This is a genomic window from Pseudomonas sp. PAMC25584 (genome assembly GCF_058135675.1).
In genome coordinates this window covers 1,658,456-1,682,537 of sequence record NZ_CM176870.1, presented here as the reverse complement: position 1 = coordinate 1,682,537, position 24,082 = coordinate 1,658,456, and the positions used below count along the sequence as shown (strand labels likewise).

Genomic DNA, 24,082 nt, shown 5'->3' with positions numbered 1-24,082 from the left:
GAAGTAACCGTAGGAAGATTCCTAGATATACCACGGATAAAAGCGTCAGGCCTTTTTCACCAGGTCGCGGTCGCTCATAAACGCCTCCAGCCGCGAACGCATCCAGCGCTCGGCAGGGTCGGTGTCCACATGGCTGAGCCAGACCATGGACAAATCCAGGGTGGGTGTCTCGAACGGGTATGGCTCACAAAACAGGTTGCCCGACAGCGACATGGCTTCGGCGGTGTAGTCCGGCAGGCTGGCGATCAGGTCGGTGCCGGCCAGCAGTGCCGGCAGCGCGCTGTATTGCGGCACCGACAACACCACATGACGCTTGCGCCCGATTTCCGCCAGCCACTCATCGGCAAACCCGGACACGTTGGCGGTGTGGGACACCAGCACATGGGGCCGCGCGCAATATTCATCGAGGGTCAGCGGCCGGTCGGACGCGTCGGCGCGCAACAGGCGCGGGCGGATATGGCGCAGCAACTTGCGCTTGGCATTCGCCGGCAGGCCACGGGTCTGGGTGATGCCGACGGTGATATCACCGGACCCCAGCAGATCGGGAATCCGCCAGTAGTCGACGTGCTGCACCACGAACACCACCATCGGCGCTTCCTGGCGCAAGGCGCGCAGCAACGGCGGCAACAGGCCGAACTCGACATCATCGGACAGGCCGATACGGAAGGTCATGGTGCTGACGGACGGGTCGAAATCGTGGGTCAGGCTCAGGGCCGATGACAGCGAGTCCAGGGCTGGCGACAAATGCAGGATGATTTCCTCGGCCCGCGCGGTAGGTTCCATGCGGTGGCCGACGCGAATAAACAGCGGATCGTTGAACAAGGTGCGTAGCCGGTTGAGCGCCGAACTGATGGTCGGTTGGCCGAGAAACAGCTTCTCCGCCACCCGCGTCACATTGCGCTCGAGCATCAGTGCTTCGAAGACCACCATCAAGTTGATGTCGGCCTTACGTAATTCATTGCGATTCATCAGCGCCTGCTCTTTCCCCACGACAAGCCGCAGTTTAGAAAGCCCGAAGGGGCTGCGTCTATGCGCACTCTGTTCAATAGACAGCTTTGCGACTATAAATCAGCTCTTCAAGCTCGCAGGAACACTCTCGTGCTGGTCACTCTCGCCGCGGCCACCCTCTTGGCCGGGTTCTGTATCTGGATCATCCAGTTTATCGCGCACCCCACCGCCCGCACTTTGTTGCGGGTATTCGTCGGTTTGTGCCTGGCGGCGGTGGTGGCGTATCTGGTGCTGGCGTCAGGTTATCCTATTTCGTTGCTGGTCTCATAACCACCCGAGGGGCCGTTGGCTGTTCCGGGCGCAAACGCAGCGCCAGGGTCAGCAACCCCACACACAGGGTGCTCGATTGGCTGACGGATATAGCGCAAACGCGAGCAAGCCCGCTCCCACACTTGGGGCATCAGGGTTTCAGCGGAATTTCCTGATCCTGCTCCGAAAGCTCCGTACCGTCCTCGGGATGCTTCCAGGTCTGCGGCTTTTCTTCCTCCAAGCGCCGCCGACGTTGCTCCCGCTCCCGCTCGTCCCGCTGTTTCTGTTCGTCAGTCATAGGCACCCCCGGCCGTAAGAGTTGGTTACGCCTGCAAGCATAGAACAAGGACTGCACAATGGGTCTGCGCTGACAATTGATAATCAAAACGCATCAATCAATCCAAATTACTCACTTATCATTTCCAAATGTGTCAGCCACTATCCTCAGTCCTAAGCGAAACAAGCACTTTAAAAAGAACGCTGGAGACACAAAACCATGACAAGCCCTACCCGACCCGACTCTGCCCGTTCAAAAGTGGGTGCGGTATTCCGCGTTACTTCGGGCAACTTCCTCGAACAGTTCGACTTCTTCCTGTTCGGCTTCTATGCCACCTACATCGCTGCCGCGTTCTTCCCCGCCGCTAATGAGTTTGCGTCATTAATGATGACCTTCGCCGTATTCGGCGCGGGCTTCCTGATGCGTCCGTTGGGCGCGGTAATCCTGGGCGCCTACATTGACGATGTCGGTCGTCGCAAAGGGCTGATCGTGACCCTGTCGATCATGGCCAGCGGCACGCTGCTGATCGTGCTGGTGCCGGGTTATCACACCATTGGCCTGTGGGCACCGGCGCTGGTGTTGCTCGGCCGTCTGCTGCAAGGCTTCTCGGCCGGTGCGGAGCTGGGCGGGGTGTCGGTATACCTCGCAGAAATGGCCACCCCCGGCCGCAAAGGCTTCTATACCAGTTGGCAATCGGGCAGCCAACAGATCTCCATCGTGGTCGCCGCCGCGCTGGGTTATGGCCTGAACGTGTGGATGGAACCGGCGATTGTGGCCGACTGGGGCTGGCGTATTCCGTTCGCCGTCGGTTGTGTGATCATTCCGTTCATCTTTGTGCTGCGGCGCAACCTTGAAGAGACCGAAGAGTTCGCCAACCGCAAGCATCGCCCGAGCATGCGCGAAGTGCTGGCGACCCTGGCGAAAAACTGGTCCGTGGTCATCGGCGGCATGTTGATGGTGGCAATGACCACCACTGCGTTCTACCTGATCACCGTGTACGCGCCGACCTTCGGCAAAACCGTGCTGCAACTGAGCACGTCGGATGCGTTGCTGGTGACCTTGCTGGTGGCCGTATCGAACTTTGTCTGGCTGCCCATCGGCGGCACCCTGAGTGACCGCTTCGGGCGCAAACCGGTGCTGGTCGCCATGACCGCGCTGACGGTGCTCACGGCTTATCCGGCGCTGTCCTACGTGGTAAACGCGCCGAGCTTTGCGCATATGCTCGAAACCCTGCTGTGGTTCTCCTTCCTGTATGGCATGTACAACGGCGCGATGATCCCGGCGCTGACCGAAATCATGCCGGTGGAAGTGCGCGTGGCGGGCTTCTCCCTCGCCTATAGCCTGGCGACCGCAGTCTTTGGCGGTTTCACCCCGGCGATCTCCACTTGGTTCATTCACATCACCGACGACAAGGCTTCGCCGGCCTACTGGTTGATGTTCGCCGCCCTGTGCGCCCTGTGCTCGACCCTCGCGTTGTATTACCGGGCCAACACCCGTGGGCAGGTGATGCCGGAAGCGGCGCAATGAAAGCGCTGTTGAACACCCTGACGGTCCTCGCCCTCAGCGCCCTGGCGCTGACGGCCCAGGCCGAACAACTCACGGTGATGACCTCCGGTGGCTTCACCGCTGCCTACACGCTGCTGGGCCCGCAATACGCCCAGCGCAGCGGCGACACCCTCGACACCGTCCTCGGCCCGTCGATGGGCAAGGCGCCGGAAGCGATTCCCAACCGCCTGGCCCGTGGCGAACACGCCGATGTGGTGATCATGGTCGGCTACGCCCTGGATGACTTGATCAAACAAGGCAAGGTCGACAAAGCGTCCCGCGTGGAACTGGCGGATTCGCGGATCGGCCTGGTGGTGAAAGCAGGCGCGGCCAAACCGGCCATCGGCACCGATGCCGAACTCAAAGCGGTGTTGCTCAAGGCCAAGTCCGTGGCGTATTCGGACAGCGCCAGCGGCGTGTATGTCGAGAAGGAACTGTTCAAGAAACTCGGCATGCCGGCCAAGGGCACCATGATCGAACGCATCCCCGTGGCCGAACAGGTCGCCAAGGGTGACTACGAGGTGGGCTTGCAACAGGTGGCGGAACTGTTGCCGGTGCCGGGGGTGACTTACGTCGGCAAGATCCCCGAAGACGTGCAATCGGTGACGCGCTTTGCGGCGGGCATTCCGGTCAACGCCGAACACCCGGCGCAGGCCAAGGCGCTGCTGCAGTACCTCGCCTCGCCCGAGGCGCAACCGGTGGTGCAATCCACCGGCCTGGACTCGGTATCACGCTGAGCGATACGGCAGCTCCCGCACCAACCGCTCCAACTCCAGCGCCGCCGGCGGCAACGTCCGCCCGCGGCGCTTGATCAAACCCACATTGCGCATCACCTGCGGCTCCTCCAGCGGCACACTCAGCAAAGTCGAGTGTTCAGAGCCCGGCATGGCAATCGACGGCACCATCGCCAAGCCCAGCCCCGCCTCCACCAAACCGAGCATCGTGGTCACGTGGTGCGTCTCGCAGATGCTCGGCTTTTTCACCCGCACCCCGCGCAAGGCCTGGTCCAGCAGGAAACGGTTGCCCGAGGTTTTGTCCACCGTGATGTAGTCATGCTCGTAGGCCTCGGCCCAGCTTACGCTGGCGCGCTCGGCAAGCGGGTGATCGCGGCGGCAGGCCAGCACATAACGCTCCTGAAACAGCAATTCGAACTCCACCTCATCGGCCAGGCTGCCGCTGAAACTCACGCCGAAATCCGCCTCGCCGCTTTCCACCGCGTTGCACACCTCGCCGGCACTGGCATCCAGCACCCGCAGGCGGATCTTGGGGTACAGCTTGTGGAATGCCGAGATCACATGAGGCATGAAGTAATACGCGGTGGACGGCACACACGCGATGGTCACGTCGCCCATACGCGTGGAGGCAACGTTGCTGATGCCCATCAGGGCGATGTCGAGGTCATCGAGGATGCGCTCGACCTGCGGCAGGAAGGCGCGCCCGACCATGGTCAGGCTGACTCGGCGCGTGGTGCGCTCGAACAACTTCACACCGAGGGCAGTTTCGAGCTTTTCGATGCGACGGCTGAGCGCCGGCTGCGAGATCCGGATGGCATCGGCGGCAGCGCGAAAACTACCCTTGTCTACTACGGCGCGGAAGGCTTGGAGGTCGTTGAGGTCGAAGTTGATGATCACGGAGGGCGGCCAATGGGGATCGGGATGGGGGGATTATCGTATGGGCGGTAACGAGGCGCCATGTGCGCGGGGACTGCCGCTCGAATACGCCAGATTTTCAGCATGAAACTGCGCAGTATGGCGCGTTTTCATAGCCTGCGAACCTGTCAGAAATGACAGTACCGCTGGTCTCGCGCTGTGTTGACGATTGGCTCGCGCGGGTCTTTGATTATGCATGCCGCACTCGACAACGCGTCGGTGCATAGCAGGACACAAGGGTTTAGAGGAGACGAACAATGAGCGATAGACAGAACGGCACAGTGAAGTGGTTCAACGACGAAAAAGGCTTTGGGTTCATCACTCCGGAGAGCGGACCCGACCTGTTCGTACACTTCAAGGCGATTGAAGGCGATGGATTCAGATCACTGAAAGAGGGGCAGAAAGTCAGCTTCGAAGCGATTCAAGGGCCTAAAGGCATGCAGGCGGAAAAAGTCCAAGTGGTCAACTGACAAGCCCTCGAATGACCGCTTCACCCCGCCCACCACGGGCCATGCATTGCACTGGAAAAGGAGAACGGCTATGCCCAGTAAAACTCCACAGACTGCAATATTCATCAGCAGCGAAACTGCCGTCCACGATACGCAAGACGTGTTCTTTCGCAGCAGCACCGCCCAGGGCGGTCAGGTGCTGCGCGAAGGGCAAACCGTCACTTACGAAGTGGAACGGGGGCCGGGGGGCGAGTGGCAAGCGGTCAATATTGAGATCGTGGAAGAACCGACGCTGAATTAGCGCCATCCTGCGCGCCGCCACTCGCGACGCACTTCACTACAGTTGAAAGCGTGCCACCGCCTCGTTCAGCGCGACCGCCAGTTGCGCCAGTTCCCGGCTCGCGCCATTGATCTGCCCGGCACCGGAAGACGATTGCGCCGACAAGTCGCGAATGTTGACGATGTTGCGATCAACTTCCTTGGCGACCTGAGCCTGCTCCTCGGCGGCACTGGCGATGACCAGGTTGCGCTGGTGAATCTGATCGATGGAATCGGTGATCTGGCTCAAGGCACCGCCGGCCCCTTCCGCCAACGCCAAGGTGTCGGTGGCGCGTGCGGTGCTCGACTGCATCGAAGTCAGTGCGTGGTCGGAACCCGCGCGCATGGCGCTGACCATCTGGTCGATTTCCAGGGTCGATTGCTGGGTGCGGTGCGCCAGGGCGCGCACTTCGTCGGCCACGACCGCAAAACCACGTCCGGACTCCCCGGCGCGTGCCGCTTCGATGGCGGCGTTGAGCGCCAGCAGGTTGGTCTGCTCGGCGATGGAGCGAATCACGTCGAGTACCTTGCCGATATCCCGCGATTGCTCGGCGAGGTGCTGCACCAGGGTCGAGGTTTCGCCGATGTTGGTGCTCAGGGCTTGAATGGCGCTGACCGTTTCGCCCACGCGATGTTGGCCTTCGCGCGCCGTTTCGTTGGACATACGTGTGGACTCGGAGGTGGACACCGCGTTGCGCGCCACCTCATCAGCCGCCGAGGTCATCTCGTTGACGGCGGTGGCGGCCTGCTCGATTTCCGCAGTCTGCTTTTGCAGGCTGCGACTGCTTTGGTCGGTGATGCCGTTCAGGTCGGTAGCGGACGACGCCAACTGCCCGGCCGACTGGCGAATCAGCTGCAAGGTGCCGCGCAGGCTGGCTTGCATACTTTGGAGAGCCACGAGTAGGCGGGTCACTTCGTCGTCGCCGGTCACCGCCACCGTTTCGGTCAGATCGCCACGGGCGACGTTTTCCGCCGCCCGCACCGCATGACTCAGCGGGCCGACGATGCTGCGCGTCAGCAGCCACGCCAGCGCCACGGTACTCAAGGCGGCCAGGAGTACAAAGCCGAAGACCATCGTGCGCGAACGGCCATACTGCGCCTCGGCCGCCTGCCCCTGTTGGCTGATCTGCGCGTTGTAGTAGTCGGCCAACGCATTGAGCTGGGCGCCGGAGCCGTCGACCACGGTTTTCATGTCCACCAGCAACAACTTGTTGAGTTCAGCGCCCTGCTGCTGGTCGGCCAGCGCAAACGACCGGGCCAGGCCCTGCTGGTATTGGCGTAGCGAGACCTGGAACTGCTCATACAACGCGCGTACTTCGGGGCTGTCGATCACAGCATCGAGGTCGGCCAGCCTTTTGCTCAGGTCCTGGCTGCGCGTGTCCATCTGGCTGCGGTATTGCGGGATGCTTGCCGGGTTCGGGTCCAGCGCCATACGCAAAGAGATCGTGCGAATGCGCAACATGATCTCGCGGAGATCCGAGACCAGACGCATTTTAGGCACCAGCCCGCGCTCAACCTGGACCGCACTTTCACGAATGCTGGCCATGTTCGAGAGCGCAAAAAACCCGAGTATGGCCACAAGCAAAGCAATCAGAGCAAAACCCAGGCCCGCGCGGCGGGCGATGGACAGGCTACGTAAGGACATTTTTCGAGGCTCTTATTAGTGATCAGATGTCATACAAGGATATTTCGGCCGCAAGGAACAAGACTTTAGAGACGTCATTCATTTCGCCCTCATGCGCCGGGGATCAGTCATGCAGGGTTACAGGGGGAATTGCGTATACGGAAAAATCCGTCCACGGGAAAGACCATGATCTCTCCATCCGAAACGAAAAAGCCTGCAGAACATTCAGTTCAGCAGGCCTTTCGGTGCGGTCATCGGTTAACCGCCCTCAAGCGCACTCGCAAGGGTTGACGCTCGAACCGTGATTTCACACGCATCGTCGATCAATCGACTACTGACAAGTCCCACCTTTGTGATGCGACCCCGTGCCCCCAACCGGATGCGTCCCCTTCGGGCACGCCGCCGCAATAAACGGGCTAAACGCCAACACCACCAATACCCCCACCAATAACAGCTTCTTCATACCATCCTCCGTGATCGTCACGACATATGATGGCACAAAGATATCACACCTCCGCAAGACTGATACCCGGTTACTTCGCCCAAGCCTGCGGGCCGCCGAAGAAAGCCTGCGCATTGCTGTCCAACGTCTGCAGGTGATACCCGCCCTCCTGCACGATCACACAGGGCAGCCCCAGCCCACGAATGCACTCACCCAACCGCGCAAACCCGTCCCGCGTCACCGCGACTTTGCTTTGCGGGTCCAGTTCGTAGATGTCGAAGCCCAGGGAGAGCACCAGCACATCTGCAGAAAAGTCCTTCAGCGCTTTGAGGGCACGTTCGAGTTGTTCAAAGAACACCGCCTCGCTGGCGCCGTGGGGCATCGGCAGGTTCAGGTTGAAGCCCTCGCCCGTCGCGTTGCCGCGCTCGTCGGCGAAACCGGCGACAGCGGGATAGAAGTTGGTGGGGTCGCCGTGGATCGACACGTAGAGCACGTCGTCGCGATCATAGAAAATCTCCTGAATGCCCTGGCCGTGGTGCATGTCGGTATCCAGGACCGCGACGCGCTGGAAGCCCTTGCGCAACGCCTGCGCCGCCACTGCCGCGTTGTTGATGTAGCAGAAGCCACCCGCCGCATCGAAGCGCGCGTGATGACCGGGCGGGCGGCACAGCGCGTAGGCGGCGGGCGCGCCATCGAGGACGGCCTTGGCGGCGGCGACGGCGCTTTGGGCCGACCAATAGGCCGAGCGCCAGGTCAGTTCGCCGACCGGGCAACTGCCATCTGCCAGGTAGCGCGCGGCTTGAGCGAGGATGCCGCGCAGGGCGTTGGGCTCACGCACGAAGATGTTGGACATGACTTCGTCGCCCCAGTCTTCAGGGATTTCCTTCCAGCGCAGGTGAGCCTCCTGTAGGAAGGCCAGATAGGACGCGCCGTGTACGGCCAGCAGTGGCTCAAGACCTTGGTCCTCGGGTGACACGATCTCAAAGCCCAGCGTTTGCGCGGCCTGCAGCAGGTTGCGGGCGCGCTCGGGGACTTCCTGCGGCGTGCGCATCTGACCACGGGAGTAGTAGCTGCGCGGATGATGCAGGAGTTGTTCGGGGTGGAAAAACGTTTGCATGGGCATCTCCTGAGTGAGCACGGTGGCCTGTGGGTGCTGACTTGCCTGCACCCATAGCGGATCGTCTTCAGTCTTCCAGAATGAGGTGGTCAGTTGGCGTGGCCGGCACGTTTCAACACGGCGTTGAGTAAGACATCGGCGCCCTGGCGCACGTCCTCGGGCAGTACGTCTTCGGCTTCGTTGTGGCTGAGGCCGCCGACGCAGGGAATGAAGATCATTGCCGTCGGGCAATAGCGTGCAAGGTGGATGGCATCATGGCCCGCGCCACTGACAATGGGCTGCTGGCTGTAACCCAAGGCGTCCACCGCCGCTTGCACGCAGGCCACGCATTCGGCATCGAATGGCGTGGCCGGGCTGATCCAATGAGGGCTGATGGTGACGCTCAGGCCGCGCTTGCGCGCGATGGCCTGCAAGCGCGCCCTGACCTGCTGCTCCATCGCCTCAATGTCGGCGTCGCGGTGATGGCGCAGGTCGACGGTGAAGGTCAGCAAACCGGGAATGGTGTTGCGCGAAGACTTGGCAATGCTCAACTCGCCGACAGTGGTGAGGCCCTGGGGAGCGAAATCCGTGGCGAGGCATTCCAGGGCCTGGATCATTTTTGCGGCGCCATACAGTGCGTCCTTGCGCAGCGGCATCGGTGTGGTGCCTGCATGCGCGGCCAGCCCTTCGACCCGCACGTCGAGCCAGCGAATCGCCTGGCCGCCGCTGACCACGCCGATGCTCTTGGCGTTGTCCTCAAGGATCGGGCCTTGCTCGATATGGGCTTCGAAATACGCATCCACCGCCCCGCCCAAAACACGCTCGCCGTGGTAGCCGATCATGCGCAAGGCGTCGGCCACGCAGACGCCGTCGGCATCGGTGGTGGCCAGGGCTTGGTCCAGCGCCAACGTACCGGTGAACACGGCGGAGCCGAGCATGGCGGGGGTGAAACGGGCGCCCTCCTCGTTCGTCCATACCGCGATTTCCAGCGGCTTGCGGGTCTGGATGCCGTGGTCGTCGAGGCTGCGCATCACCTCCAGGCCAGCCAACACACCGTAGACGCCGTCGAAGCGCCCGCCTTCGGGCTGGGTGTCGAGGTGGCTGCCGATCATCACCGGCGCGGCGTCCTTATCCGTACCGGCGCGCCGGGCGAACAGGTTGCCGATGGCGTCCACGCTCAGGGTCAGCCCGGCAGCCTTGCACCAGTGGCTGAACAGCTCGCGACCGGCTTGGTCTTCGGCGCTCAACGCCAGGCGGCAACTACCACCGCGCGCGGTCGCGCCGACTTCGGCCATGGCCATCAGGCTGGCCCATAGACGCTCACCCTTAATCTTCAACATTGCACCCGCTCCATTAAACGCTGGGGGCCATTTCCAGGCGGTGGGCGGTGGCGTGGCGGCGCGACAAGGCCAATACGCACACCAGCGAGACCGCCGCGATCAGGCTGTAAAACACTGCCATCGGCCACCATTGGCCTTGGTATTCGTGGGCCAGCCAGGTGCCGATCAACGGCGTCAGGCCACCAGCCAGCGCACCGCACACCTGATAGGCCAGGGAAATCGCGGTGTAGCGCACGCGGGTTTCAAACAGGCCGCTGACAAAGCCTGCGATCACCGCATAAAACGAGGCCATGCACACCACCGCCAGGGCGATGCCGAGGATGATCAACGGCGCCTGGCCGCTGCTGACCAGCGCGAACATTGGGTAAGGTGACGCCATCGCCAGCACTGTCATCGCGCAGAGAAAACGCGTGGCGCCGACCTTCTCCGCGACCCAGGCCGCCAGGGGCTGCACGCAGAACTGGATGATGGCGACCACGAACAGACATTCCAAAATCAACGAACGTGGTAGGCCCAATTGCTGAGTGCTGTAGGCAATCATGAAGGTGTTGGTGAAATACACGCCGGCGATGCCCAGGGTGTTGGCACCGATACACAGCAGCAGCGGGCGCCAGGCGGTTTTTAGTACTTCGATCACCGGGGCCTGGTCCGGCTTGAGCACCCGCGCCTTTTCGGCCAAGGCTTTGTCTTCGAGGAACTCAGGCGACTCGTTCACCCCCAGGCGAATCACCAGGCCAACGATCAACAGCAAGGCACTGGCCAGGAACGGCAGGCGCCAGCCCCAACTGAGCAGGTCTTCTTCGGGCAAACGGGTCACCGCGCTGAACGCCAGCAGCGATAGGATCAACCCCGCCGGGCTACCCAACTGGGCAAAGGAGGCAAAGAAGTTACGCCGCCCCTTTGGGGCATGCTCGCCGGCCATCAACACCGCCCCACCCCACTCGCCACCGACGGCAATGCCCTGCACGATGCGCAACAAGACCAGCAGGACCGGCGCCGCGACGCCGATCTGCGTGTAGGTCGGCAACAGCCCGATGCACACGGTGACCACGCCCATCATGACCAGCGTGATCACCAGCGACTTCTTGCGCCCGATCCGATCGCCGATATGCCCGAACACAATGCCGCCCAACGGTCGCGCGAAAAAACCCACGGCAAAGGTGCCGAACGCAGCCATGGTGCTGAACAATTTATCTTCGGAAGGGAAAAACAGCTGACCGAACACCAGCGCGGCGGCGGTGGCGTAGATGTAAAAGTCGTACCACTCGATCATCGTGCCGATGAACGCGGCGGCCGCAGCGCGGCGAGGCTGGGGCGAAGCGGAAGGCTTCATGGGGCTGGCTCCTTTGGTTATTTTTTTGGCAGGAGAAAGGTCGAACGCATGCGCTCTGATGGCGCTTGTTGAGGGTGATTTATCGTCGCCGGTCTATAATTAGTCAATTTTCTATTTATTATTCCAATTATAAACCCTGCTTATTATTGAGCCGCGCCATGCCCGAAACCCGCCGCGATATTCATCCGTTGCTCAACGACCGCCTGGACTGGAACCTGCTGCGCACCTTCCGCGTCATCGGCCAGGAACTGAGCATCAGCCGCGCTGCCGCGCGTCTGCACTTGACCCAGCCAGCCATCAGCCAGGCCCTCAAACGCCTGGAAGAGCAACTCGACTGCCAACTCATCGCGCGCCGTGGCCCGCGCTTCGTACTGACCGAGGCTGGCGAACAGATCTTCGCCATCGCCGGCGAGATGTACGGCCAGGTCTCGCAGATGAGCAACGCCCTGCAAAAACCCGGCGATGAGGTGATCGGCAAGGTGCGCCTGCTGATGATCAGCCGCATCAACTCCGACACTTTCGATGACTTTCTGGCCGACTTTCACCGCGAACATCCTCGGGTCGACCTGGACGTTGAGGTGATGCGCAGCTCCGACATCGTCGCTGCCCTGCTGGAAAAAACCGCCACTTTGGGCCTGAGCCTCAACCGCCGGCCACAGCCGCGCCTGGAACAACATCTGTTCCTGCACCAACGTTATGGTTTTTTCTGCGGAAAACACCACCCACTGTTCGGGCGTCACGGCTTGGCCGAAAGGGATTTGCAGTCGGAAAACTTCGTCAGTTTTACCAGTGACCAGATCGGCGGGATGCTCTCGCCATTGACGATATTCCGTGACCAACAGGGCTTCAGCGGGCGGATCGTGGCGTCGTCATCCAGCCTGGAAGAAGTGCGCCGTCTGGTGATTGCCGGGTTTGGCCTGGGCTGCCTGCCGATTCACGTGGTGGCGGAAGATGTGCAGAACGGACTGCTCTGGCGCTTGCCGCCGGATGAGGGGATTGCGGATGTGGATATCCATGTGTTGTGGCACCGGGAGCAGAAGATGAGTCGGGCGGAAACGGTGTTTATCGACAGTCTTTTGGCTCGTCTGGTGCGATAGTCGGAGGTATTTAGCGATTTACCTGACGGAGAGACCAGACGGCTCTCGCAGGGGAGCCCAATAGAACTTTGGCTTGCTCATGCTGGGCTTCGGTGAATTTTGTAAGTTCCTTCCGCGTCAATGCAAGTTCTGTTCGTTGAGACAATTGCTCTTTGCTTTGCAAATTAATGACATCTATCACACCTGCCAAGATCAAACTTGAAAAGAGCGTATTCGCTATTAGGTGAATTGAACCGAGTACGTCTATTGCACTCGATTTTTTAGGATCCGTTTTGCGGCTCCAAGAATTTCTTTGAGCGACGTTTCATCTGCCTGATAGGCAATGTCGCATAGGCAATGGCGAAGGTTCGCGGTTGTTGGTTCAGCGTGATCCCGGTTCGGGAAAAAAGCCTCCAGTCCCACGCCTAGGACGTCAGCAATTCGCTCCAACATTTCGATGCTAGGGGCGTATTCGCCTCTCTCGTAACGACTCACTGTCATCGACTCGCACCCCAATGCTTCGGCAAGGGCGGCCTGTGTACATTTATTGTCTAGTCGTAAGTGCTTGATTCGCTTGCCTATACTGATGGTGGCATTTTGCTTCATAGTAAATATCACTTAAAATCAAATGCTTACACCTAATCATCCCCCCAGGAAGATCATAAAAAGGCTAGATTACTATTATTTTATAGCCAATTTCAGTATAGTCATTTTTTGACTATCTGAACGATGTTGAATTGCTAAGGAATTTTCCCATGGACGCCGAAAATTATGCCTGCAGGAAAATGCGATTGATTTTTGGTGCCTGCAGGTATCCGAGCCTGAGAAGCAGCAAGAACTTATTTGTCGTTATCGGTCAAAAAATACCGCTCCTATTGCCTATGGTTGGGTAACTGGGGGGTTCACGCTCATGCTCACACCTTCCCACAATCAACAACTGACACGACAAGGCATGATCGAACAGGCGTTGCGTCAGGTCGATATTGAGCACGAATTCAGCCTGGTTTTTCAGCCAGTGATTGATTTGCGTAGCCGGCGGACTGTCGCGTTCGAGGCATTGGCACGCTGGAGCAGCCCAGCGCTAGGTGACGTCCCTCCCGGCCAATTCATTCCGATTGCCGAGCGGATTGGCTTAATAAATCGCCTGACCATTCACCTGCTCGGCAAGGCATTGCTGATTGCCTCTGATTGGCCCCGCCACATTTGCCTTTCTTTTAATTTGTCCACACACGACTGCGCTTCAGACGAAATCGCCGGACAAATAATCGAAATAATTAAAGCCAGCCATTTCGACGCCAGGCGACTTGACCTGGAAATAACCGAAACAGCGATCATGCAGGATGTTGTTAAGGTACAACATACTATTGACAGGTTCTGTCGGCTAGGTTGCGGAGTTGCCCTTGACGATTTCGGTACTGGATACTCTAGCCTTAGCCAACTACTTTCGCTGGTACTCACCAAAATAAAAATAGATCGAACCTTTGTTGCTGGCATTGATGAAAACCCCACCAGCTACAAAATTGTAAAGTCTTTAGTTGCTTTGAGCAGTGACATGCAACTGGAATGTATAGCCGAGGGCGTTGAAACTCGCTAGGAATTGGAAACCTTGATTAGCTTAGGTTGCTTTTTTGTCCAAGGGTATTACTTTTCGCACCCCATGCATCATTCGCACATAGATGATTGGCTTAAAGACAATTGAACTGTGCGTGGCATGTCAAAAATTCAATGTCGAGTGCTGATTCAAATTCAGCCTTCGTAAGGCTTCTCTAATGCACAACCCGGTACATCGTGGCTAAACGCTGGAAGCGTCCTTGCCTCTTTTGGCCAAATGTAGTCAACCCCAGGGTACGCTGAAGCAGATTGCAGAGCTGCGCTCCAATTGCCCGCCATTAGCAGGCGAACTCACTGGTGGAGCCTGAAGACGCCCTGGTTATCAGTTGATTGGAAATCGAGGGCGTAGCGAAGGGTTTGGAGTGCGGCAAGGGGTTTGAGCAGTACAACCGAGCAGTACAATCCAGAAACGAAAAAGCCCCGCAGACCTTGATCTGCGGGGCTCTTCAAATAATGGCGGAGAGATAGGGAGCAGTGGACAAATGCTCTAAAAGCCCCGTAAACACTGGATATGCGGGGGTTTCCACAGATTTTGCTACATATTTTTGCTACAGAAATACCGTAAATCTCTTGATGAATTTACTCATCTGTAAACTCAGCAGCTATTGGTCGAACGCCCAATGCACGCGCAAGACGATCGTCGCTCCCCCTATCTCAGCTCAGTAGCCTTACTGCTGCCTTGCACCAAGAAGGCCATACGCCACTACCGATTGTGATTATCCCGAGGTACAATGCGGCGGTTTATATCAGTCGATATGATTTGTGTGCTAAAGAAAAAAATACGTCCGATATAATGAGTTAAAAAATCAGGGAGATAAAATGTTTGACGACTACGACTACAAAAACACCTCCACAAGGATAAAACTGAAGTTCATCCAAAAAAGAGATGAGCCTATGTACCCCTGGGAAATTGCTGGCTTTCTTAACAAACTCAACACCGTATATTACAAATTTGAACTTTTAAACTCCATATGCTCCGCAATAGAGCACGGCATACCTCCCGAAGACATATTCATATTCGACCATTCGCTTCCGCTTTATAAGCGGTATTCGCAAATGAACTTACTCTCAGAACCTAACGCGGCGAAGACTTTCTACCCTATCGGCATGCCGATACCGTTAATTCCAAGCAAATATATATATGAGTTCAACTGTTTCTACAAAGCATTCCACACAATAAATTCAACACTGAGAAAAACCCACGTTCAACCGTTCAGAACTCAGACAGTCGCATCAGCATTTGAGGCACTGCAAACAGAAGGCCTTACCGCTGCTGAAGACTACATAATCAATCTCGCTATAGCGAGAGCAGATAAAAGTTACGAAAACGCAGTAAAGCGCGGCGAGAAGAAAAATAAACCAGATCCTGGGATCTTTGAAAAATCTCTAGAAAAATACAGAAAAAATAAGGAATATATTTTTTCAAGCCTAGACATCATCCTAACGTTAAGTGATGATCAAAAAAGCACAATAATTTCGCCCACCCACAAAGGTGATAAACGATTAAAAAGCATGTTATCAGAGTTTTTTACAAGCTTTGACACAACAACCAGACCTTTAGTATGTGCCCGAATAGGGAACAACAATATTAGGATCCTTGGCAGATCCCTTGTAAACAAAGAAGAACAAAATGGCCTAGAACTCAAAGAGATAAAACGTAACAGCCCGTTAGGAGCAATAATCGAAGGAGGTGCAGCGCTATATCAAGCGATTAATCAAGAAAAAAGGGCAAAAGAACTCCACGAGTTAGAAAAGAAGAAGAAGGAGGAAGAGATAAAACTAATCCAAACACAAATTCATGGTGAAGAGCTGAAGAATTTTGAGACTGAGATAAAAATCGCTCAAACGCTACAAACTATCGAAGCGACAACTGACATCAACGCTATTCGAAAAATTCCAGATTCCCCAATGAAACGACAGATAGAAAAGGCCTACAGTACTGAGTACGCTCATGCTGGACGAGTTCTCACGGAACAAGGCCTTACCCTACAGCGGAATAGCATATCAATTAACACAAATGCTTAAATACAGATCCAGCTTATCTTAAACCAATGAAGAAAAGCTGGATTACAGAGCCGTAGAAAACACTTTAGTTTAAATTACCCGCATATCAAACCAACCTACAGCCACCACATTTCTAACCTGACACGAAAATCAATACAACACTTAGATCTGATCCCAAAGAACAGAAATATACGCCAATTCGGCGTTAACCATTTTCATCAGCTTTTCTAGACCCGCGGAATCGTAACTGGCGCAAAATAACTTGCTATTTCTAACATCTAAAATAGCCATCTTGCAATCTTCAGGCGCGCCAGAACTTAATGCAGATTGCATTAATGCCAAAATAACATCGACCCGAAGCTTATGGAGGGGCTCGTCTTTCAGATAAAGCTTCATGAGATGCGGAACTCCATCTACCACCAACCCAAGCTCCGGATTTATGCCTATATCGATATTCTGATAACTATAAACCGCACTAAAAGAAGAATTCCAACTAATAATCTTTCTTCCCCACCATTTCTCATAACCGCTAATAGCTTTGGGGTAGTTTTTATTTTTTTCTCGTCCGTGAGAAACTTTAGTACATCACCCAGCTGACTTTTAGGATGATTTTTTTGATGGATAGAGACAATCCATTCCCTTAGAGGCTTATAAAAGTCAGTCTGCGGAGAATAAGCCTGACGATACTTTATCTGATTTACCTTCGTTGCCTTAGGCGTACCGGACTTAGAAATAATATCTACAACATCTGTTAGCGTAATTCTTGGCATTTCAAACTCCTTATCGCACAAAACTACTGCTTAGCTTCCGCCTGAATCAACCTATGTATCTCGACTACCCCATCAATAAATGGAAGAGCATCATCAGTAAAAAACTCTCGAGACTTATTAATTCTAAAGTCTGTCAGCAACTTGTGCAGCGCTTGCTCAAGCTCAATAAAATTGCGAGTTGAGTAAACCTTATGAACAGAGAACTCGAAAGGCACACCAGTTGTGTAGAGCTGCAAAATTCGCTTTTCTATAGCTTGAGATGTGAAACCTATTTTGATGATCTCGCGACCCTGCTGAGTATAGGTTCCTGTTTTCAACACGTAAACGTTGCCGATGGGTACGTCAAAGTCTTCTAGCTCAGGTGCATCTTCAGCAAGCTCGCCAGTAGTCAGTGATACCTTGTAAGGTTTAGTTGAGTCGTCACAGAAGAACTCATCATTGGTCTTCACCACGCCATAAATCTGAGCTAACAGTGCATGATCTAAGGTCGTGTAGTGGCCCCGCTCAACGTTGCGAAGGTGTGAAGGCGTACCATGGAATTCTGGATATTGGGCCTTTACGACCTCTTTGATCTCTTGCGGTGTCAGAGGCTGCTGAGAAGCCTCCACCACGGACCTGACCGTTTCTTTGAACGAGCGAGTAAGCATAGTCAAACATCCTTGTGATAAGCCCCGATGCTATCCAAAGGCCACCACAAGGGCAAGGTAACGTGATTCAGCGACTGAGAGGCAACCCAGAAAAAGGCGGGCGAAAAAAAACGGCAATCTGTAGGCTTTTTCTGTTCCACCGCCTTCAAAGGCGCTGCTACAGAATTTTGCTACATAATTACCGTTTTTCTGCCTTGTAACTCATTGATTTACAAGGGCTTTTAATAATGGCGGAGAGATAGGGATTCGAACCCTAGGTACCGGTGAAGGTACAACGGATTTCGAATCCGTCCCATTCGGCCACTCTGGCATCTCTCCAACGGCGCGCATCATAACAGCCCATCTCAGGAAAGCAAAGCGCAGAAGCGATTTTTTTCCGTGCTATCAGATGCTTGCGTCGATTACAGCGGTACGCCGAGGCGCTTGGCGACTTCTTCGTAGGCTTCGATCACATCACCGAGGCCTTGGCGGAAGCGGTCTTTGTCCATCTTCTTCTTGGTGTCCTTGTCCCACAGGCGGCAGCCGTCCGGGCTGAACTCGTCGCCAAGGACGATGGAGCCATCGTGGAACACACCGAATTCCAGCTTGAAGTCGACCAGCAGCAGGCCGGCGTCGTCGAACAGTTTGCTCAGGACGTCGTTGACCTTGAGGGACAATTCCTTCATGCGCGCCAGTTGCTCGGCGGTGCCCCAGCCGAACGCCACAACGTGGGATTCGTTGATGAACGGGTCGCCCTTGGCGTCGTCCTTGAGGAACAATTCGAAGGTGTAAGGGTTGAGCTTGATGCCCTCTTCCACGCCCAGGCGCTTGACCAGGCTGCCGGCGGCGTAGTTACGCACGACGCATTCAACCGGGATCATGTCCAGCTTCTTGACCAGGCACTCGTTGTCGCCCAACAGCTTGTCGAATTGGGTCGGAATGCCTGCCGCTTCGAGTTTTTGCATGATGAACGCGTTGAACTTGTTGTTCACCATGCCCTTGCGATCAAGTTGTTCGATGCGCTTGCCGTCGAACGCCGAAGTGTCGTTGCGAAACAGCAGGATCAGGCGGTTGGCGTCGTCGGTCTTGTACACCGACTTGGCTTTGCCGCGGTAGAGTTCTTCACGTTTTTCCATGATGGGCTCCGCTTTGAGTGAGGTGGGCTAGGCGATGTGTCGCCAGTCGAGCCCTGAATCTTGATCGGCCAGTTGCAGCCAGTCCGGGTCGCACCCAAGGGTATCGACAAAACATTGCCGGGCCAGCTGCGGCAGGTTGTTCTTGCTGCTCAGATGGGCCAGGACCAGGTGTTGCAGGTCTTGCCAGCCCAACTCATACACCAGGTACGCCGCCTGGTGGTTGTTCAAATGCCCCAGTTCGCCGCCCACCCGTTGCTTGAGGAAGTACGGGTAATGACCGCGAGCCAGCAAATCTCGGCAGTGGTTGGACTCGATCATCAATGCATCGAGGTTCCGGTAGCCGTCCAGCACGTTGGCGCAGTAGGAACCCAGGTCGGTAAGTACGCCGAAACGTCGCTCACCGCCACTGAATACATACTGCGTCGGCTCCTGGGCGTCATGCGCCACGGCAATCACATCAATGCTCAAGGCACCGATCTGCAGTTGCTCGCCACCAGCCAGGAAGCCTGCGGGTTCAATGGGTTTGCGCATCCCGCGCAAAGTGCCGCGACTCAGGTACACCGGAAGATTGTAGCGCCGAGACAGCAAACCCACGCCATGCACATGGTCTGCATGTTCGTGGGTCACCAGAATCGCGCTCAGCTGCGAGGGGTGAACCCCCAAGCGCAACAGGCGCCGCTCGGTTTCTCTTAACGAGAAACCACAATCCACCAGCACATACGTGTCGTCATGAGCGACCAGCGTGCCGTTCCCTTGGCTACCGCTGCCGAGAACGGCAAAACGCATCGGATCAGCCCAGGTTGTCCTGAATCACGCCCAACACTTTGCGCGCTGTTTCAGCCGGCGCAACGGTGTTGATGTTCTTCTCGACGGTGACTTGCACGCTTTCGCCAACCTTGCTCAAACGAATCTGATAACGCTCGGCGCGGGTTTCGATCTCTTCCTTGGTCGGAGCGCTGCCGAACAACTTGCTGAAGAAACCTGGCTCGTCGTCTTTCTTCTCGGCTTTTTCCGCCACGTTGATGTAGTACAGGCCCAGGCTGCGGTTGATGTCTTCAACACGCCAAGGGCCTTGTTCCAACGCGCGACCAACACTGGCCCAGGCACGGTCCAGGTCTTCACCCAGGTTCAGCACCACGTTGCCGCTGCCGTCTTCGGTGAGGCTGACGCGGCTCGGGGTGTCGTAATCACGCGCGGCGAGCAGGGAGATAGAACCGCCCTTCTCGGAGATACGGCTCATGCTGGCCAGCATCTCGTCGACCAGTGCAGCATCGACGCCAGTGTTGACCGAGCGATTGGTGAACTCGACGTTGGAGGTGCTGCCAGCCGGACGCTCGGCGCTGACCACATAGACTTCACTGGTATTGCGCTGCACACCAGGCTCGATGCGCACACGCACGCGGGCTTCGGCGTCAGCGGCGACGCCACCGGACTGCAGGCGCTTGGCCATGCTGGCCGACAGCTCGCTGCCTTGCTGCCACGCTGTAGTGAACTCACCCGTCTGCGGACGCTGCTCGTCGATACGGAAACCGTTGTCCTGGAAGAACTGCACCGCCACCGGCCAGACTTCGGCAGGTGGGCGCTGCGCCACGATCCAGCGCGAGTCGCCGCTCTTCTGCAGGCTGTAGTCGCTGGTATTCGCCACGGCCGAGATCGGCTGTGGACGCGGCACCACGTACTCACCCTTGGCGGTGTCGTCGGCGACATTGCGCGGAATCGGCAGCAACGGATCAAGGCGCTTGGCGACGCTGACGTCCGGCGGCAGTTGCATCGGTTTGGTTGCTTGTGCTTCCAGGTAATCGCTGCCGCGGTCACGGAAGTAGCCTTCCGGGCCCCAGATCCAACCGCAGCCACTGGTGCTGGAGATAATCAAGGCAAGTGCGGAAAGTCCGGCCAATCGCTTCATGCGTAGTGCTTCCTCAATTAAACCAGGACGCCGGACTGGCGCAGGGCCTGTCGCAGCGGTTCGTGACAGGCTTCGCTGAGACGGGTGAGCGGCAGACGGATACCGTCCGGCATCATGCCCATTTCAAACAGCGCCCATTTCACGGGGATAGGGTTGGATTCGATAAACAGTGTCTTGTTGAGCGGCATCAACTTCTCGTGGATCGCACGCGCGGTCACGGCATCGCCGGCGAGGGCGGCGGCGCACATGTCACTCATGGCGCGCGGGGCCACGTTGGCGGTCACCGAGATGTTGCCCTTGCCGCCCAGCAGGATCAGCTCGACAGCGGTGGCATCGTCACCGGAATACACCAGGAAGTCGCTGCTCACGCCGGCCAGGATGTCCTTGGCGCGTTGCAGGTCGCCGGTGGCTTCCTTGATACCGATGATGTTTGGCACGGTGGACAGGCGGATCACCGTCTCGGCCTTCATGTCGCACGCGGTGCGACCCGGCACGTTGTAGAGGATCTGCGGGATATCGACCGCTTCGGCAATGGTGCGGAAGTGCTGGTACAGGCCTTCCTGGGTCGGTTTGTTGTAGTACGGGGTCACCAGCAGGCAGGCGTCGGCGCCGGCCTTCTTGGCGTTTTTGGTCAGCTCGATCGCTTCGCGCGTCGAGTTGGCGCCCGTACCGGCGATCACGGCGATACGGCCCGCGACACGCTTGACCACGAACTCGATAACCTGGATGTGTTCTTCCACGTCGAGGGTGGCCGATTCACCTGTGGTGCCGACCGCCACAATGGCGTTGGTGCCCTCTTGCAGGTGGAAGTCCACCAGTTTGCCCAGGCTATCCCAGTCGAGACGACCTTGTGCATCCATGGGTGTGACCAGTGCCACCATACTGCCCGCAATCATGCAACCGCTCCTGCCGGAAAAAGAGAGCCGTAATGGTACTGGCGCCAAGATGCTTGTACAAGCGAAGTACCGCCTGAGGACGCGTTCTGGATCAACTAAACGACGGGCAATGCCATCATTGCGTGAAAGTACGGGTCGAGGCGGAGTAAAAAGCCGCTGATCACGCAATGAAAACGCCACCTCCTATCCCTTGGCGACGCTTTTCGCTACCCTTCATGCTTTGATCGATACAGCCCTCACCGTATCGACCGCTCATCGTTTTAGGAAGGCTGCATGTCCACCCCCACAGTTCGCGAACAATTCCTTGTTATCAGTGCCCTCGGCGCCAACCCCATGGAGCTGACCAACGTCCTGTGCCGCGCCAGCCATGAAAACCGCTGCGCCGTCGTAACCTCCCGCCTCACGCGCCATGGCGAGTGCAGCGCGCTGGTGCTGCAGATTTCCGGCACATGGGATGCTTTGGCGCGCCTGGAGACCGGCTTGCCGGGCCTGGCCAAGAAGCACAACTTCACCGTCAATGTGGTACGCAGTGCCGCGCTGGAAAATCGCCCACAGGCCCTGCCTTATGTGGCGTATGTCAGCTCTGCCTACCGCTCGGACATCGTCAACGAGTTGTGCCAGTTCTTTATCGACCAAAACGTCGAACTGGAAAACCTCACCTGCGACACCTACCAGGCCCCGCAAACCGGCGGCACCATGCTCAACGCCACGTTCACCGTGACCTTGCCGGCCGGCGTGCAGATCAGTTGGCTGCGCGACCAGTTCCTGGACTTCGCCGATGCGTTGAACCTCGACGCATTGATCGAGCCTTGGCGCCCACAGAACCCAATGTAAGGAAGCCCCCATGGCGGTAGTCATCGACAAACCCGTAGCCGATTTCGAAGCCCAGGCCACCAGCGGCCAAACCTTCAGTATCAAAGCCCTCAAGGGCAAGCAAGTGGTGATTTACTTCTACCCGAAGGACAGCACCCCGGGGTGCACCACCGAGGGCCAGGGTTTCCGTGACCAGTACGCAGCGTTCAAGGCCGCCAACACCGAAGTGTTTGGCGTGTCGCGCGACAGCGTGAAGTCCCACGAGAATTTCAAGGCCAAGCAGGCGTTTCCTTTCGAGCTGATCAGCGACAAGGACGAAGCGGTTTGCCAACTGTTTGACGTGATCAAGCTGAAGAAGCTGTACGGCAAGGAATACCTGGGCGTAGATCGCAGCACCTTCCTGATCGACACCGATGGCGTGCTGCGCCAGGAATGGCGTGGCGTGAAAGTGCCGGGGCATGTGGACGCGGTGCTGGCTGCCGCTCAGGCTTTGCACAGCGCCTGAGCGTCATCGGGTGAGGGCGCAAGCGCCCTCACCTTCGTTTCATAGTAAGGGCGCCACCACCGGTTCCTGCCGCGGCCACGCATCCAGCACCGCCTTGAACAGCGTCGCCAGGGGGATCGCAAAGAACACCCCCCAGAACCCCCACAACCCGCCAAACAACAATACCGCGCAGATGATCGCTACCGGATGCAAGTTGACGGCTTCCGAGAACAGCAGCGGCACCAGCACGTTACCGTCCAGGGTCTGGATGATGCCGTACACCGCCATCAGGTAGATGAACTGATCGCTCCAGCCCCACTGGAACAAGGCGATCAATGTGACCGGCACCGTCACCACCACAGCGCCAACATACGGCACCACCACTGAAATACCGACCAACAGTGCCAGCAGGGCCGCGTAGTTCAGGTCCAGGGCAATAAAGGCGATGTAGGTAACCCCGCCACAGATGATGATCTCGATGACCTTGCCACGGATGTAGTTGGCGATCTGCCGGTTCATCTCCTCGGCTACCCGCGTGATCAACGCCCGCTCACGCGGCAGATAGCCACTGACCCAGCGGCCGATCATCGCGCGGTCCTTGAGGAAGAAAAACACCAGGATCGGCACCAGCACCAGATAAATCATGATGTTGACGAGTAACGGCAGGCTGGACAGGGAAAAGGTCAGCGCCCATTGCCCGAACTTTCCGATCTCGCCGCGCGCCACTTCGATGGCTTGCAGTACCTGCTCATCCGACACCAAGTGCGGGTAGCGCTCCGGCAACAGCAGCAACAACGACTGCCATTTGGCAAGCATGCCGGGCAACTCGTTGAACAAGGTGATCAACTGATGCCATAGCAACGGCACGACCACCACGATAAACACCAGCAACAGCCCCATGAACAAGGCGAATACCAGCCCCACTGCCGCCGCGCCCGGTAAACGCAGACGCTCCAGGGTGGTGACCAGCCCCTGCATCAGGTAGGCCAGCACCATCCCTGCCAGCACCGGGGCGAGCATGCCACCCAGGGTGAGAACGGCGGTAAAGGCCAGGAACAGCAGGACCGCCAGCACCACGGCCTCCTCGTCGGAGAAGTAGCGCTGAATCCAGTCTCGTAACACTTTGAACATCAATCAACCTCGGGTGGTGGGGCGAACAGTTCAGGCCTTGCGCAACCAATAACGGTAGACACCGGCGACGTCTTCTTCATGCAGCAGAGTGTGGCCGGCCAGCCTGGCAAAGGTGCGAAAATCACGCTGGGAGCCAGCATCCGTGGCAATCACCTTGAGCACTGCGCCGCTGGCCAATCGATTGAGCTCCAGCTTGGCCTTGAGCAAGGGCAACGGGCAATTGAGGCCGCTGGCATCGAGTTCGGCATCAAAGGCTACAGCGTCGGTCATGGTTTTACTCCGGGCAAGCGTTCAGGCTG

27 protein-coding genes, 1 tRNA gene and 1 pseudogene are annotated in these 24,082 nt (G+C 57.4%); 10 read left to right on the top strand and 19 right to left on the bottom strand.

The window, feature by feature from the left end:
* Positions 1-45: 45 nt before the first annotated feature.
* The gene (locus ACS5Q8_RS07780; RefSeq protein WP_276196995.1) at positions 46-969 is read right to left on the bottom strand and encodes a LysR substrate-binding domain-containing protein; all 924 of its coding nucleotides are present in this window, start codon (positions 967-969) and stop codon (positions 46-48) included.
* 60 nt (positions 970-1,029) lie between these two features.
* Here ACS5Q8_RS07780 and ACS5Q8_RS07775 point away from each other — a divergent pair, with 60 nt between their 5' ends.
* Positions 1,030-1,278, top strand: coding sequence for a hypothetical protein (locus tag ACS5Q8_RS07775; RefSeq protein WP_465160029.1), 249 nt, complete (start codon positions 1,030-1,032; stop codon positions 1,276-1,278).
* 130 nt (positions 1,279-1,408) lie between these two features.
* Here ACS5Q8_RS07775 and ACS5Q8_RS07770 read toward each other — a convergent pair whose 3' ends face one another.
* Entirely contained in the window at positions 1,409-1,555 is a 147-nt protein-coding gene (locus ACS5Q8_RS07770; protein WP_247402874.1) for a hypothetical protein, read from the bottom strand.
* A 198-nt stretch (positions 1,556-1,753) separates the two neighbouring features.
* On the opposite strand from ACS5Q8_RS07770, the gene ACS5Q8_RS07765 reads away from it, so the two are divergent.
* On the top strand, positions 1,754-3,061 hold the full coding sequence (locus tag ACS5Q8_RS07765; RefSeq protein WP_276196993.1) for an MFS transporter: 1,308 nt from the start codon (positions 1,754-1,756) through the stop codon (positions 3,059-3,061).
* Complete coding sequence (locus ACS5Q8_RS07760; RefSeq protein ID WP_443694466.1) at positions 3,058-3,816, top strand: substrate-binding domain-containing protein; 759 nt, start codon at positions 3,058-3,060, stop codon at positions 3,814-3,816. Before ACS5Q8_RS07765 ends, ACS5Q8_RS07760 begins: the two co-directional genes overlap by 4 nt.
* Here ACS5Q8_RS07760 and ACS5Q8_RS07755 read toward each other — a convergent pair.
* Positions 3,808-4,710 carry a LysR family transcriptional regulator gene (locus tag ACS5Q8_RS07755; protein WP_465160028.1) on the bottom strand — a complete coding sequence of 301 codons (903 nt, stop codon included), beginning with the start codon at positions 4,708-4,710 and terminating at the stop codon, positions 3,808-3,810. The genes ACS5Q8_RS07760 and ACS5Q8_RS07755 overlap by 9 nt on opposite strands.
* 275 nt (positions 4,711-4,985) lie before the next feature.
* Here ACS5Q8_RS07755 and ACS5Q8_RS07750 point away from each other — a divergent pair, with 275 nt between their 5' ends.
* On the top strand, positions 4,986-5,198 hold the full coding sequence (locus tag ACS5Q8_RS07750; protein WP_276196991.1) for a cold-shock protein: 213 nt from the start codon (positions 4,986-4,988) through the stop codon (positions 5,196-5,198).
* A gap of 70 nt (positions 5,199-5,268) precedes the next feature.
* Positions 5,269-5,478 carry a cold-shock protein gene (locus ACS5Q8_RS07745; RefSeq protein WP_276196990.1) on the top strand — a complete coding sequence of 70 codons (210 nt, stop codon included), beginning with the start codon at positions 5,269-5,271 and terminating at the stop codon, positions 5,476-5,478.
* 36 nt (positions 5,479-5,514) lie between these two features.
* Here the strand turns inward: ACS5Q8_RS07745 and ACS5Q8_RS07740 are convergent, their stop codons facing one another.
* The 5 genes and pseudogenes from ACS5Q8_RS07740 to ACS5Q8_RS07720 form a co-directional block, all read right to left on the bottom strand.
* Positions 5,515-6,378 carry a methyl-accepting chemotaxis protein gene (locus ACS5Q8_RS07740; protein ID WP_426099730.1) on the bottom strand — a complete coding sequence of 288 codons (864 nt, stop codon included), beginning with the start codon at positions 6,376-6,378 and terminating at the stop codon, positions 5,515-5,517.
* Positions 6,373-7,140 (bottom strand): annotated as a pseudogene (locus ACS5Q8_RS07735) (MCP four helix bundle domain-containing protein); the annotation flags it as partial. The pseudogene ACS5Q8_RS07735 and the gene ACS5Q8_RS07740, both read right to left, overlap by 6 nt.
* 512 nt (positions 7,141-7,652) lie before the next feature.
* Positions 7,653-8,678 (bottom strand): histone deacetylase family protein, encoded by a 1,026-nt coding sequence (locus ACS5Q8_RS07730; RefSeq protein ID WP_276196988.1) that lies wholly within the window; start codon positions 8,676-8,678, stop codon positions 7,653-7,655.
* 89 nt (positions 8,679-8,767) lie between these two features.
* Positions 8,768-9,997, bottom strand: coding sequence for a Zn-dependent hydrolase (locus ACS5Q8_RS07725; RefSeq protein ID WP_276196987.1), 1,230 nt, complete (start codon positions 9,995-9,997; stop codon positions 8,768-8,770).
* 13 nt (positions 9,998-10,010) lie between these two features.
* Positions 10,011-11,330, bottom strand: a complete 1,320-nt coding sequence (locus ACS5Q8_RS07720) for an MFS transporter (RefSeq protein ID WP_276196986.1) — start codon at positions 11,328-11,330, stop codon at positions 10,011-10,013.
* A gap of 158 nt (positions 11,331-11,488) precedes the next feature.
* Here ACS5Q8_RS07720 and ACS5Q8_RS07715 point away from each other — a divergent pair, with 158 nt between their 5' ends.
* Entirely contained in the window at positions 11,489-12,427 is a 939-nt protein-coding gene (locus ACS5Q8_RS07715; RefSeq protein ID WP_276196985.1) for a LysR family transcriptional regulator, read from the top strand.
* A 243-nt stretch (positions 12,428-12,670) separates the two neighbouring features.
* On the opposite strand, the gene ACS5Q8_RS07710 is transcribed toward ACS5Q8_RS07715, so the two are convergent.
* A complete protein-coding gene (locus ACS5Q8_RS07710; protein WP_426099515.1) occupies positions 12,671-13,012 on the bottom strand; it encodes a helix-turn-helix domain-containing protein in 342 nt (113 codons plus the stop codon).
* Positions 13,013-13,316: 304 nt separating this feature from the next.
* Here ACS5Q8_RS07710 and ACS5Q8_RS07705 point away from each other — a divergent pair, with 304 nt between their 5' ends.
* Together ACS5Q8_RS07705 and ACS5Q8_RS07700 are read left to right on the top strand one after the other, a co-directional pair.
* Positions 13,317-14,000: an EAL domain-containing protein gene (locus ACS5Q8_RS07705; protein WP_465160027.1), complete on the top strand. Its 684-nt coding sequence runs from the start codon at positions 13,317-13,319 to the stop codon at positions 13,998-14,000.
* A gap of 836 nt (positions 14,001-14,836) precedes the next feature.
* Positions 14,837-16,042: a hypothetical protein gene (locus tag ACS5Q8_RS07700; protein WP_465160026.1), complete on the top strand. Its 1,206-nt coding sequence runs from the start codon at positions 14,837-14,839 to the stop codon at positions 16,040-16,042.
* A 141-nt stretch (positions 16,043-16,183) separates the two neighbouring features.
* Here the strand turns inward: ACS5Q8_RS07700 and ACS5Q8_RS07695 are convergent, their stop codons facing one another.
* The 8 genes from ACS5Q8_RS07695 to dapA form a co-directional block, all read right to left on the bottom strand.
* Positions 16,184-16,417, bottom strand: coding sequence for a hypothetical protein (locus ACS5Q8_RS07695; RefSeq protein WP_465160025.1), 234 nt, complete (start codon positions 16,415-16,417; stop codon positions 16,184-16,186).
* A gap of 47 nt (positions 16,418-16,464) precedes the next feature.
* Positions 16,465-16,791, bottom strand: a complete 327-nt coding sequence (locus ACS5Q8_RS07690) for a hypothetical protein (RefSeq protein ID WP_465160024.1) — start codon at positions 16,789-16,791, stop codon at positions 16,465-16,467.
* Between the two features lie 23 nt (positions 16,792-16,814).
* Positions 16,815-17,438 carry a GIY-YIG nuclease family protein gene (locus tag ACS5Q8_RS07685; RefSeq protein WP_426099519.1) on the bottom strand — a complete coding sequence of 208 codons (624 nt, stop codon included), beginning with the start codon at positions 17,436-17,438 and terminating at the stop codon, positions 16,815-16,817.
* A 228-nt stretch (positions 17,439-17,666) separates the two neighbouring features.
* Positions 17,667-17,756, bottom strand: a tRNA-Ser gene (locus ACS5Q8_RS07680).
* 83 nt (positions 17,757-17,839) lie between these two features.
* Entirely contained in the window at positions 17,840-18,553 is a 714-nt protein-coding gene (gene purC, locus ACS5Q8_RS07675; protein WP_247400460.1) for a phosphoribosylaminoimidazolesuccinocarboxamide synthase, read from the bottom strand.
* 27 nt (positions 18,554-18,580) lie between these two features.
* Positions 18,581-19,339 carry an MBL fold metallo-hydrolase gene (locus ACS5Q8_RS07670; protein WP_247400458.1) on the bottom strand — a complete coding sequence of 253 codons (759 nt, stop codon included), beginning with the start codon at positions 19,337-19,339 and terminating at the stop codon, positions 18,581-18,583.
* Positions 19,340-19,343: 4 nt separating this feature from the next.
* The gene (gene bamC / locus ACS5Q8_RS07665; protein ID WP_276196974.1) at positions 19,344-20,459 is read right to left on the bottom strand and encodes an NlpB/DapX family lipoprotein; all 1,116 of its coding nucleotides are present in this window, start codon (positions 20,457-20,459) and stop codon (positions 19,344-19,346) included.
* Between the two features lie 17 nt (positions 20,460-20,476).
* Entirely contained in the window at positions 20,477-21,355 is an 879-nt protein-coding gene (gene dapA / locus ACS5Q8_RS07660) for a 4-hydroxy-tetrahydrodipicolinate synthase (protein ID WP_247400446.1), read from the bottom strand.
* A gap of 273 nt (positions 21,356-21,628) precedes the next feature.
* Here dapA and ACS5Q8_RS07655 point away from each other — a divergent pair, with 273 nt between their 5' ends.
* Both ACS5Q8_RS07655 and ACS5Q8_RS07650 read left to right on the top strand, forming a co-directional pair.
* The gene (locus ACS5Q8_RS07655) at positions 21,629-22,189 is read left to right on the top strand and encodes a glycine cleavage system transcriptional repressor (RefSeq protein ID WP_247400444.1); all 561 of its coding nucleotides are present in this window, start codon (positions 21,629-21,631) and stop codon (positions 22,187-22,189) included.
* Between the two features lie 10 nt (positions 22,190-22,199).
* Positions 22,200-22,673, top strand: coding sequence for a peroxiredoxin (locus ACS5Q8_RS07650; protein WP_426099520.1), 474 nt, complete (start codon positions 22,200-22,202; stop codon positions 22,671-22,673).
* A gap of 39 nt (positions 22,674-22,712) precedes the next feature.
* On the opposite strand, the gene ACS5Q8_RS07645 is transcribed toward ACS5Q8_RS07650, so the two are convergent.
* Both ACS5Q8_RS07645 and ACS5Q8_RS07640 read right to left on the bottom strand, forming a co-directional pair.
* Positions 22,713-23,783, bottom strand: coding sequence for an AI-2E family transporter (locus ACS5Q8_RS07645; protein ID WP_247400440.1), 1,071 nt, complete (start codon positions 23,781-23,783; stop codon positions 22,713-22,715).
* A gap of 30 nt (positions 23,784-23,813) precedes the next feature.
* Positions 23,814-24,053 carry a sulfurtransferase TusA family protein gene (locus ACS5Q8_RS07640; RefSeq protein WP_276196972.1) on the bottom strand — a complete coding sequence of 80 codons (240 nt, stop codon included), beginning with the start codon at positions 24,051-24,053 and terminating at the stop codon, positions 23,814-23,816.
* Between the last annotated feature and the right edge of the window lie 29 nt (positions 24,054-24,082).

Coding starts and splice junctions, on each gene's coding strand:
- ACS5Q8_RS07780 (WP_276196995.1), bottom strand. CDS start 969: ATGAATCGCAATGAATTACGTAAGGCCGACATCAACTTGATGGTGGTC.
- ACS5Q8_RS07775 (WP_465160029.1), top strand. CDS start 1,030: ATGCGCACTCTGTTCAATAGACAGCTTTGCGACTATAAATCAGCTCTT.
- ACS5Q8_RS07770 (WP_247402874.1), bottom strand. CDS start 1,555: ATGACTGACGAACAGAAACAGCGGGACGAGCGGGAGCGGGAGCAACGT.
- ACS5Q8_RS07765 (WP_276196993.1), top strand. CDS start 1,754: ATGACAAGCCCTACCCGACCCGACTCTGCCCGTTCAAAAGTGGGTGCG.
- ACS5Q8_RS07760 (WP_443694466.1), top strand. CDS start 3,058: ATGAAAGCGCTGTTGAACACCCTGACGGTCCTCGCCCTCAGCGCCCTG.
- ACS5Q8_RS07750 (WP_276196991.1), top strand. CDS start 4,986: ATGAGCGATAGACAGAACGGCACAGTGAAGTGGTTCAACGACGAAAAA.
- ACS5Q8_RS07745 (WP_276196990.1), top strand. CDS start 5,269: ATGCCCAGTAAAACTCCACAGACTGCAATATTCATCAGCAGCGAAACT.
- ACS5Q8_RS07740 (WP_426099730.1), bottom strand. CDS start 6,378: ATGCAAGCCAGCCTGCGCGGCACCTTGCAGCTGATTCGCCAGTCGGCC.
- ACS5Q8_RS07730 (WP_276196988.1), bottom strand. CDS start 8,678: ATGCAAACGTTTTTCCACCCCGAACAACTCCTGCATCATCCGCGCAGC.
- ACS5Q8_RS07725 (WP_276196987.1), bottom strand. CDS start 9,997: ATGTTGAAGATTAAGGGTGAGCGTCTATGGGCCAGCCTGATGGCCATG.
- ACS5Q8_RS07720 (WP_276196986.1), bottom strand. CDS start 11,330: ATGAAGCCTTCCGCTTCGCCCCAGCCTCGCCGCGCTGCGGCCGCCGCG.
- ACS5Q8_RS07715 (WP_276196985.1), top strand. CDS start 11,489: ATGCCCGAAACCCGCCGCGATATTCATCCGTTGCTCAACGACCGCCTG.
- ACS5Q8_RS07710 (WP_426099515.1), bottom strand. CDS start 13,012: ATGAAGCAAAATGCCACCATCAGTATAGGCAAGCGAATCAAGCACTTA.
- ACS5Q8_RS07705 (WP_465160027.1), top strand. CDS start 13,317: ATGCTCACACCTTCCCACAATCAACAACTGACACGACAAGGCATGATC.
- ACS5Q8_RS07700 (WP_465160026.1), top strand. CDS start 14,837: ATGTTTGACGACTACGACTACAAAAACACCTCCACAAGGATAAAACTG.
- ACS5Q8_RS07695 (WP_465160025.1), bottom strand. CDS start 16,417: ATGAAGCTTTATCTGAAAGACGAGCCCCTCCATAAGCTTCGGGTCGAT.
- ACS5Q8_RS07690 (WP_465160024.1), bottom strand. CDS start 16,791: ATGCCAAGAATTACGCTAACAGATGTTGTAGATATTATTTCTAAGTCC.
- ACS5Q8_RS07685 (WP_426099519.1), bottom strand. CDS start 17,438: ATGCTTACTCGCTCGTTCAAAGAAACGGTCAGGTCCGTGGTGGAGGCT.
- purC (WP_247400460.1), bottom strand. CDS start 18,553: ATGGAAAAACGTGAAGAACTCTACCGCGGCAAAGCCAAGTCGGTGTAC.
- ACS5Q8_RS07670 (WP_247400458.1), bottom strand. CDS start 19,339: ATGCGTTTTGCCGTTCTCGGCAGCGGTAGCCAAGGGAACGGCACGCTG.
- bamC (WP_276196974.1), bottom strand. CDS start 20,459: ATGAAGCGATTGGCCGGACTTTCCGCACTTGCCTTGATTATCTCCAGC.
- dapA (WP_247400446.1), bottom strand. CDS start 21,355: ATGATTGCGGGCAGTATGGTGGCACTGGTCACACCCATGGATGCACAA.
- ACS5Q8_RS07655 (WP_247400444.1), top strand. CDS start 21,629: ATGTCCACCCCCACAGTTCGCGAACAATTCCTTGTTATCAGTGCCCTC.
- ACS5Q8_RS07650 (WP_426099520.1), top strand. CDS start 22,200: ATGGCGGTAGTCATCGACAAACCCGTAGCCGATTTCGAAGCCCAGGCC.
- ACS5Q8_RS07645 (WP_247400440.1), bottom strand. CDS start 23,783: ATGTTCAAAGTGTTACGAGACTGGATTCAGCGCTACTTCTCCGACGAG.
- ACS5Q8_RS07640 (WP_276196972.1), bottom strand. CDS start 24,053: ATGACCGACGCTGTAGCCTTTGATGCCGAACTCGATGCCAGCGGCCTC.